General features: G+C 35.3%; 3 protein-coding genes. All 3 read left to right on the forward strand.

What is annotated here, in order from left to right; all coding sequences use genetic code 11:
- Positions 1-457 (forward strand): hypothetical protein (locus tag EOK74_RS20640; protein ID WP_205964780.1); only part of this gene is annotated, 457 nt, incomplete at its 5' end.
- Between the two features lie 106 nt (positions 458-563).
- Complete coding sequence (locus tag EOK74_RS20645) at positions 564-1,073, forward strand: hypothetical protein (protein WP_133472015.1); 510 nt, start codon at positions 564-566, stop codon at positions 1,071-1,073.
- Between the two features lie 67 nt (positions 1,074-1,140).
- Positions 1,141-1,668, forward strand: a complete 528-nt coding sequence (locus EOK74_RS20650; RefSeq protein ID WP_133472016.1) for a hypothetical protein — start codon at positions 1,141-1,143, stop codon at positions 1,666-1,668.
- The last annotated feature ends 105 nt before the right edge of the window (positions 1,669-1,773 follow it).

Here is a 1,773-nt window from a genome sequence, read left to right on the forward strand (position 1 = left end):
AGCGCGGCTGGGACAAATGCTCACTGGGCTTCGCCCAACAACGTTCGCATTTGCCCCTTGGCAAAGCGTTGTTAGCTGTACAGGAAAAGTTGTGGAAGATTCGAAGTATGAGTTAAGAAAATCAAAGTTATATTGGATGTTTGGTGGGGATATTTTTTGGTATCACTTCAGTATGCAATTTTTGAAACCATTTATTATTTTTCAGTTTTTATTTTCTATTGCTGTAAATATACTTCAAAACTATGTCGGTGAATTTACAATTAACGTAATCGCTGCTGCGTATTTGTTAGGAACTTTGATTGGAATCGCGAGTATTTTCAAAAAACAGAAAGTGTCTAATTTTGTTATGCGTTCAGCCTCAAAGCCAAACGATGCAAAATGGGTGTTTATCTTTATAAGTTTATTGTGTGTTTTAATGTTAGTTTTATTACCTTTTGGTCATGTTAAAGTTGGGTAGCAAAGTACAGCTTACAAGTTGCTTAAAAGGACAAAAAACAGTTTGCTATTTTTCGTACCTCAAACATTTTAGCAAGGCGTTATATTTCTAGGAGTTAACCAGACCAATGGAGCCTGATTATAGTCAATATAGCTTAGGTGAGCTATTTGAAGTACACGGCAGTATTGATTCTAAAAAATATCCGAAAAGATTCGCGAAAATAGAAGAGTGCATTCTTCTCAAAAAATGTGAGCCATCCCAATACGTAAAGACTTTATTGAATATTGAAGATAGTTATGTTTCGGTAGCTGTAGATAAAACAGATGATGACAACTTTGAATTTAAAATCGCGATTACCTACAATTTCATAAACTCTTATGAAGAAACTTGTTATACCTTTGATCTAACTTCAAAAGAATTAAAATACTTAATAAAATGTTTAACTAATGGCATTGAATCTAAGCATGGTAAAACAAGTATTTGGCAAGCAAATCAGATTACAGTAAAAAAACAAATAACACCGCTTAAAAGCTGTAAAATTAGAATCTACACTAGAGTTTTTATATTGGGCTTTAGTCTAGTGCCGGTTTCAATTTCAGGAAAAATAATAGCGGCTTTAAATAAAGTAGAGATATAACAAACACAGTCATCTGACGCCAAATTGCGGCGCGGTTGCTGTGAATCGTTAGATTTACAGAGATATCATGGAAGAATTGAGCAAAGCAGAAATAACTCTATTAGGTGTCGTAATAGGCTGGGTTCTTGGACAAGGAGCCGAGTTGTTACGAATCTATTTCAAAAATAAGAAGCTTATCAAAGCCCTGAATTCAGAGCTTATAGATATGGATGTGCGCCTCGAAAAAGCATTGGCCCGCTGTATTCAGAGTATTGAGGGGGCTGATAATCCGAGAGCTACTATTTGGCCATCAGCTATAACTCATCCTATATATACAGAGTACTATCCAGAAATATGCCTGAATATAAAAAGTGACCAAAGGCATAGCATTGATGCAATCTTTGGCCACATGAATACATATAATCAAAGATTAGCTGACAGTTATGATCCTAAAAATATTAAGAGCGGTCTGCTGTTAGTGTATGTTGAAGCAAAATGGGCTTCAGAGCTGATCAAGTATCACTTTCTACATAAGGGAAAGAAAGAACTCACAAATGATAAAAAGAAAATACTTGAGGTAAACCAATGTTTTCAAAATTTGGCTAAAAAAATCTAACAAAACGCTTTAGTTGCTTCCTCCGAACACTGGGACGCTTACACGCAGGGCAACTTCGTTTTTTACTTCCCTCAGATCATGGTTTGTGATCAAATAGGTATTATC

The organism is Paraglaciecola marina, from assembly GCF_004360155.1.
Taxonomy (GTDB): domain Bacteria; phylum Pseudomonadota; class Gammaproteobacteria; order Enterobacterales; family Alteromonadaceae; genus Paraglaciecola; species Paraglaciecola marina.

Excerpts from the sequence above, each read along its gene's own strand:
- EOK74_RS20645 (WP_133472015.1), top strand. The coding sequence starts at position 564 with ATGGAGCCTGATTATAGTCAATATAGCTTAGGTGAGCTATTTGAAGTA.
- EOK74_RS20650 (WP_133472016.1), top strand. The coding sequence starts at position 1,141 with ATGGAAGAATTGAGCAAAGCAGAAATAACTCTATTAGGTGTCGTAATA.